Genomic DNA, 6,502 nt, shown 5'->3' with positions numbered 1-6,502 from the left:
CACGTCCACCCGCCGGGCCTGTTTCGCGGTGCGGTGTCGGGTGGTGGCGCCGTCGGTGTCGACGGCGAGGATGGCGCGGCGCAGGGCGGCGTCGAGCTGGGCCCAGGTCTGCCCGGGTGCCCGGGTCAGCACCCGTTCCTGCACGGCGGCGGCGACCTGGTCGTCGAGGTGTTCGACGCGGTCGCAGATCAACCGGGCCCGTGAGGGGTCCAGCTGTCCGGTTTCGAGGAGGTCGCGGGTGGGGCGCAGTACCGCGTCCAGGCGGACGGCGCGGGCGAGCCGGGCGTGGGCGGAGCCGCGGGACACGGTGGTCGCGAGGGCGATCTCGTCGGCGGCCCACTGCCGCACCTGCGCGGCGGGTACCGAGGGGTGGTCGGCGGGGCGGGCGGCGAACTCGGCCAGCACCGCGGCCTGCCGGGCCGCGGCCCACGCGGCGAGCTTCTCGTACCCGACCACGGCGTCCACCAGTTCGGCATCGGTCAGCGCGGCCGGGTGTGTGGTGGCGAAGTCGAGTTCGGCGGCGAACACCCCCGACGGCGGGGTGTCGGCCATGGTGGGCGGGGCCTCGGCGGTGTCCCGTTCGGGCGCGTAGGGCGCAGCGACGGATGGGAACATGTGTTCTACTATACCGCCGCTGACCTGGGTGAAGGCACCGCTTGTCGACGCAGGTCGACCACTCGGCGACCACTGAGAATCGGGAGATCGACGCCGTGCGGGAGCGGCCGACTCAACCGGCTACGGAGATCGAGGGAGGGTCATTCGGTGGCAAGTCGATCCGTACCGCAGGCGCGCCAGCGCCGAGGAGCGGAATCGGCGCGGCAGCACATCGGTAGAGGCAGACCACCCCCCACCCGGAAGAGACGCCGGAACCCGGCCCCGCCCGACCCGGCGGGCGGCCCCGACGCGGGTCGGTGGAGGCCGACCACCCCCGAAACGGTTCACCTGAACCGCCGGAAGGGCGCCCGACACCCCCCCGCAGGCACGCCGGCGACGAGGCGCGACAGCACTCGGTGGAGCCGACACCCGCCGAGCACGAAGTCCGGACGGAGCACGTCGGTAGTTCCCCGGACGCCGCCCCGGGACCATCCTTCTAACCTTCGGCAGGGAGAGCGGAGGTGATCGCGTGGGAGCACGCCTGGCGGGCGTCGAGGTGCACCTGCCCGAACGTCGGCTGGACACCGCCGAGGTCGAGCGGCGGATCGGGCCGTACACGCCGCCCCCTGGTCTGATCCACCGCCTCACCGGTATCGCGTCGAGGCACGTCACCGCGGACGGCGAGCAGGCCTCGGACCTGGCGGCCGCGGCCGCGCGCAAGCTGCTGGCGGGCACCGGGACGGCGACGGCCGACGTCGACCTGCTGATCTTCGCCTCGGCCAGCCAGGACCTGGTCGAGCCGGCGACCGCGCACATCGTGGCGGCCGCGCTGGAGCTGCGCTGCCCCGTGATGGACGTCAAGAACGCCTGCAACAGCGTGCTCAACGCGATCGAGGTGGCCGACGCGCTGATCGTCGCAGGCCGCTACGGCACGGTGCTGATCGCGTCGGGTGAGACGCCGTCGCGTGCGGTGCGGTGGGAGGTCTCCTCGATGCGCGAGTTCCTGCGGGCCTTCCCCGGCTACACGCTCTCCGATGCCGGCGCGGCGCTGCTGCTCACCGCGGGGCCTCCCGATGCCGGGGTGCTGGCCACCGCGTTCACCGCCGACTCCCGGCACTGGGGGGCGGGCACACTGGCCGGGGGCGGGTCGCGGCACCCGCGCGAGGAGGAGCACACCTACTTCGCGATGGACTCGGCCCGGCTGCGGTCCGCGTTCCTCGCCGTCGGCACCGGGGTGCTCGACGCCACGCTCGACCGGCTCGGTCTGACCTGGGCGGACCTGGCGGTCGTGGCGGTGCACCAGGTGTCGCTGCCCTACCTGGACGTGTTCGCGCAGCGCGCCGGGGTGCCCGCGGACAAGCTCGTGGTGACCGTGGCCGAGCACGGCAACGTCGCCTCGGCGAGCCTGCCCCTGCAGCTGGTGACGGCGCGCGAGCTGGGGCGGTGCGGGCCGGGTGACCGGGTGGCCCTGGTCGGCCTGGCCGGCGGGATCAGCCTGGGGATCGCCGTGGTGGCGCTGTGATCCTCGCCGTGATCGTCCCCGCCTTCGACGAGGCCCCGGGCATCGGTGCCACGCTGGACGCGCTGGCTGCTCAGCGCGACCGCGACTTCCGGCTGGTCGTGGTCGACAACGGCTCCACCGACGGCACCGCGGACGTGGTGCGCGCGTTCGCCGCCGCGCACCCGGAACTGTCCGTGGAGGTGGTCGCGGAGGCCCAGCGCGGCACCGGGGCGGCGGCAGACACGGGGATGCGGCACGCCATAGCGGCCGGCGCCACCCACCTCGCCCGCACCGACGCCGACTGCCTGCCGGCGCCGGACTGGACCGCCCGCATCCGGGCCGGGTTCGCCGATCTCGACCTGATCGCCGGGCGCCTGCGCCCGCGCACCGACGAGGGCCTGCGGTGGTGGCGGCGCGGGGTCCTCGTCGGGGCGGTGACGGTCGCCGCGGCGTTCGGCCGGTTCCGCCCGGGCAACCGGGTGCCCGGTGCGCTCGGGCCCTACGTCATGTCGGCGGGCTGCAACCTGGCGATCACCGCGGCGCTCTACCAGCGGGCCGGCGGGTTCCCGCGCACGAGGATCCAGGACGTCCACGAGGACCGTGCGCTGGTCAACGCGGTGCGCCCGCTGACCGCGCGCTACGGGCACCGGCGCGACGTCGTCGTGTACGGGTCGAGCCGCCGCGTGCGGGCGTGGGGGCTGGTGCGCACGCTGGGCTGGTACGCCGACCACCGCTACCGCCCCGCGCACGTGGACATCAGGTGACCGCCGAGCTGCGGGTGCAGCTCGGCGCCCACCCGGTCGCGTACCCGCTGGTCCGGGGCCTGGCCCGGCTCGGACCCGCCGTCCGGGTCCCGCGGGTGGGGGTGGTCGTCAGCGACGCCGCGCTGGCCCGGGCGGTGCTCACCGACACCGCGGCGTTCGCCAAGACCGGGCCCGGGTCGCCCGCTGCACTGTGGACGCCGGTCGTCGGCCCCGCGGTGCTGCTCAACATGGAGGGCGAGGCGCACGCGCGGCTGCGCCGGACGCTCGCCGAGCTGTTCACGCCCGCCGCGGTGACGGCGCTGTGCGCGCGGGTGGCGGGGCAGCGGTGTGCCGCGCTGCGCGACCGGCTGGTCGGCGGCGAGCCCGTCGACCTGGTGCCGGTCGCGCGAGACGTCGCGGGTGCGGTGATCGCCGGGCTCGTCGGCCTGGACGCCCGCGACGCGGCGGGTCCGGCGTTCGACGCGGCCGCCGCCGTCACCGGGATGGTGCGCCTGACCCGCCCGTCGCTCACGCCCCGGCAGGTGGCGCGCGGGCGGGCGGCGCTGGCGCGGATCACGGCGCCGGCGGCGGGCGCCTACCGCGCGGGCGACCCGGCCACGGTGCCCGGCCGCATGCGGGAGCTGGGCCTGACCGAGCACGAGGCACTGGGCGCGGTGGCCGCGTTCGTGCTCACCGGCACCGAGACGGTCGCGTCGTTCGTGCCGCGGCTGGTGGCGCTGCTGTCCGACCACGGGCTGCTCGCGCCGGTGGCCGCCGACCGCGCCCGGGTCGACGCGGTCGTCGCCGAGGCGCTGCGGGTGACCGTGCCGTCTCCGGTGATGCTGCGCCGGGCCGTCGCGCCCACCCGGATCGGGGGCGTGCGGGTGCGGGCCGGGGACCGGGTGGTGATCGCGACCGTCTCGGCGGCCCGCGCCCGCGGTGGCTTCGACCCGGACCGCCCGCACCCGCCCGAGCTGCGGCGGCTGTGGTTCGGTGCCGGGCCCCACTTCTGCCTGGGGATGCCGCTGGCGATGACGCAGGTCCGGCTCGTGCTCGACGCCGTCCTGGACGCGCACCTGGCCCGCCCGTTGCGGGTGACGCGCCGCCGGGTGGCCCGGCGGGTGCTGGTCCCCGCCTACCGCGAGCTGGTGGTGAGCGGTGCCTGACCTGGTCGAACGGGTGCTCGCAGCGGCGGACCGCCACGGCGCCGCCCCGGCCCTCTCCGGTCCGCCCGCGCCCCGCCGTGCCCGTGCCGGGCGTCGGGGGTGGCCCGGTGCGCACTGCGCACGCCCGCTCACCTACGCCGAGGTCGGGGGGCGGGTCCGTGCCGTGGCGACCCGGCTGCGCGCCGCCGGGTTCGTGCCGGGGCGGCGGATGCTGTTCTCCGTCCGGCCCTCGCCCGACGCCGTGGTGCTCGCGCTCGGCACCGTCGCGGCCGGGGGGACCGTCGTGTTCGTCGACCCCGGCGTGGGGTCTGCGCTGTTCGCGGCCCGCACCGAGCTGGCCGCGCCGTCGTGGGCGGCGGCCGAGTCCGTCCTGTACGCGGCGGGCCGCCCGCCGCTGCGCGCGTTCGCCCGGCGGCGCGGGGTGCTGCTCCCGGACTACGGGCGCCTCCCGGTGCGGCACGTGCGGGCCGGGCGGTGGCTGCCCGGGGTCCCGCGCGGGGCGCTCGCCCTGTCCGCGCTGACGCGGCCCGCCGACCGTCCCCACGTCGTCGTGGACGCCCCGGACCAGGACGCCGTCGTCGTCTTCACCGCCGGCACCACCGACGCGCCGAAGGCGGTGGTGCACACCCGCGGTTCGCTGGGCGCGGCCCTCGACGTGCTCGCCGCCCGTTGCGCGCTCGGGCCCGGCACCCGCGTGCACACCGACCAGTTCCTGCTCGGGCTGCCCGCGCTCGTCGGCGGCGGGCACTGGAGCATGCCGCCCCACGGGTTCGCCCCCGCCGCGCGCCCCGACGAGCTGGCCCGGGGCCTGGACGGCGCCACCCACACCTTCCTCGTGCCCGCCGACCTCGCCGCCGTGCTGGACGCGGTCGAGTCCGGCGCGGTCGCCCTGCCCCGCTCGCTGCGCCAGGTGCTGCTCGGCGCCGCACCGGTGCTGCCGCCGTTGCTGTGCCGCGCGACGGCGGTGCTCCCGGACGTCGAGTTCCTCGCCGTCTACGGCATGACCGAGATCCTGCCCGTCGCGGTCGCCACCGCGACCGAGAAGCTGGCGTACGCGGGGCCGGGGGACCTGGTGGGGGCGCCGCTGCCCGGCGTCACGGCGCGGATCGACGACGCGGGCCGGCTCGTCGTCGCCGGGACCCACCTCGCCCGCGGCTACCTCGGCGGGCCGGCGCTGACCGAGCACGTCACCGGGGACCTCGCCCGCCTCGACGCCGGCGCGATCGTGCTCGGCGGCCGCGCCACCGACATGATCATCCGGGGTCGGACCAACATCTACCCCGGGCTGCACGAGCCGGCGATCGCGCGCCTGCCCGGTGTGGCGCAGGCGGTGCTGCTGGGTGTGCCCGACGGGATCGGCGACGACCGGGTGGTGCTCGCGCTGGTCGCCGACCCCGGCGCACCGCGCGACCTGGCGGCCCGGGTGCGGGCCGCGCTACCGGGGCTGATCGACGCCGCCGCGCTGCCCGACGAGGTGCTGGTCGTGCCGGAGGTGCCGGTGTCCGGGCGCGCCCGCAAGCCCGACCGGGCCGCGCTGCGGGCGCGGATCGCCTGATGCGGATCGCGGTGACCGGTGCGGCCGGGTTCGTCGGCGCCGCGGTGGTGGCGGGCGCCCGCGCCCGCGGGTGGGAGGTGCACCCCCTGACCCGGCTGTCGTGGGACCTGGCCGCGGGCCCGCTGACCGACCCGCCGCCGGTCGACGCGGTCGTGCACGCGGCCGCCGCGGTGACCGACGGGGGAGACCCGCGCCCGGTCTGGGCCGCCAACCTGCACGGCACCCGTCACGTCGTCGCGTCGTTCCCGGGCGTGCGCCTGGTGCACCTGTCCACCTCCAGCGTCTACGACCCGTTCGTCCCGACCGTGCGTGCCCGCGAGCCCGAGGCACCCGTCGGGCGCTACCGCACCCCGTACGAGGCGTCGAAGGCCGCCGCGGAACGGCTGCTCGCCGGGCGCCCCGAGACCGTGGTGCTGCGCCCGCACGCCGTCTACGGCCCCGGCGACCGCACCCTGCTGCCCCGGGTCCTCGGGGCCGTGCGCGGCCGCGGTCTCGTCGTCGCCGGGGACGGTCGGTGCGCGCACACGCTGACCTCGGTCGGCAACCTCGTCGACGCGGTGCTGCGCGGCTGCGACCCGGGCGCCCCACCGGGCACCTACAACGTCGGCGACGCGGCCCCGGTCACCCTCGACGCCGCGCTGGCCGCGCTGCTCGCCGAGCGCGGGCTCGACGTCACGGTCCGCCACCTCCCGCTGCGGGTGGCGTGGCCGCTGGCCGCCGTGCTCGACGAGCTGGCGGCGGTGCTGCCGATGCGGCCCCGGCTGACCCGCTACGCCGTCGGGCACCTCGGCCTGGAACGCACCCTCGACCTCACCGCCGCCCGCACCCGCCTGGGCCTCGATCCGGCGCCCACCTCGTTCGCGGGTGCCGCCGACTGGTAGGTCGGGCCGGACGAGCGGTGCCCGCGGCGCGGTGGGCGGGGTTTGCCCGTGCGGGCGACCCG

Annotated in this window: 6 protein-coding genes; 5 read left to right on the top strand and 1 reads right to left on the bottom strand. The window is 77.4% G+C overall.

Going from position 1 to position 6,502, the window contains the following annotated elements:
- Positions 1-615 (bottom strand): DUF222 domain-containing protein (locus Q1K26_RS19000; protein ID WP_300014608.1); only part of this gene is annotated, 615 nt, incomplete at its 3' end.
- Between the two features lie 508 nt (positions 616-1,123).
- On the opposite strand from Q1K26_RS19000, the gene Q1K26_RS18995 reads away from it, so the two are divergent.
- Genes Q1K26_RS18995 through Q1K26_RS18975 form a run of 5 tightly spaced genes read left to right on the top strand, consistent with a single transcriptional unit; the run spans position 1,124 to position 6,440 of the window.
- Positions 1,124-2,116, top strand: coding sequence for a 3-oxoacyl-[acyl-carrier-protein] synthase III C-terminal domain-containing protein (locus Q1K26_RS18995; protein ID WP_300014605.1), 993 nt, complete (start codon positions 1,124-1,126; stop codon positions 2,114-2,116).
- Positions 2,113-2,859 (top strand): glycosyltransferase family 2 protein, encoded by a 747-nt coding sequence (locus tag Q1K26_RS18990; RefSeq protein WP_300014602.1) that lies wholly within the window; start codon positions 2,113-2,115, stop codon positions 2,857-2,859. Before Q1K26_RS18995 ends, Q1K26_RS18990 begins: the two co-directional genes overlap by 4 nt.
- Positions 2,856-4,004, top strand: a complete 1,149-nt coding sequence (locus tag Q1K26_RS18985) for a cytochrome P450 (protein ID WP_300014599.1) — start codon at positions 2,856-2,858, stop codon at positions 4,002-4,004. The genes Q1K26_RS18990 and Q1K26_RS18985 overlap by 4 nt, the downstream gene beginning before the upstream one ends.
- Positions 3,997-5,559, top strand: coding sequence for a class I adenylate-forming enzyme family protein (locus Q1K26_RS18980; protein WP_300014595.1), 1,563 nt, complete (start codon positions 3,997-3,999; stop codon positions 5,557-5,559). The genes Q1K26_RS18985 and Q1K26_RS18980 overlap by 8 nt, the downstream gene beginning before the upstream one ends.
- Positions 5,559-6,440 carry an NAD-dependent epimerase/dehydratase family protein gene (locus tag Q1K26_RS18975; protein ID WP_300014593.1) on the top strand — a complete coding sequence of 294 codons (882 nt, stop codon included), beginning with the start codon at positions 5,559-5,561 and terminating at the stop codon, positions 6,438-6,440. Before Q1K26_RS18980 ends, Q1K26_RS18975 begins: the two co-directional genes overlap by 1 nt.
- Positions 6,441-6,502 lie beyond the last annotated feature (62 nt).

Origin of the sequence: Pseudonocardia sp. (genome assembly GCF_029263155.1) — a bacterium.
Lineage (GTDB): Bacteria > Actinomycetota > Actinomycetes > Mycobacteriales > Pseudonocardiaceae > Pseudonocardia.
Note: the sequence above shows the minus strand (reverse complement) of the source record. Positions and strands in the feature narration are given on the sequence as shown.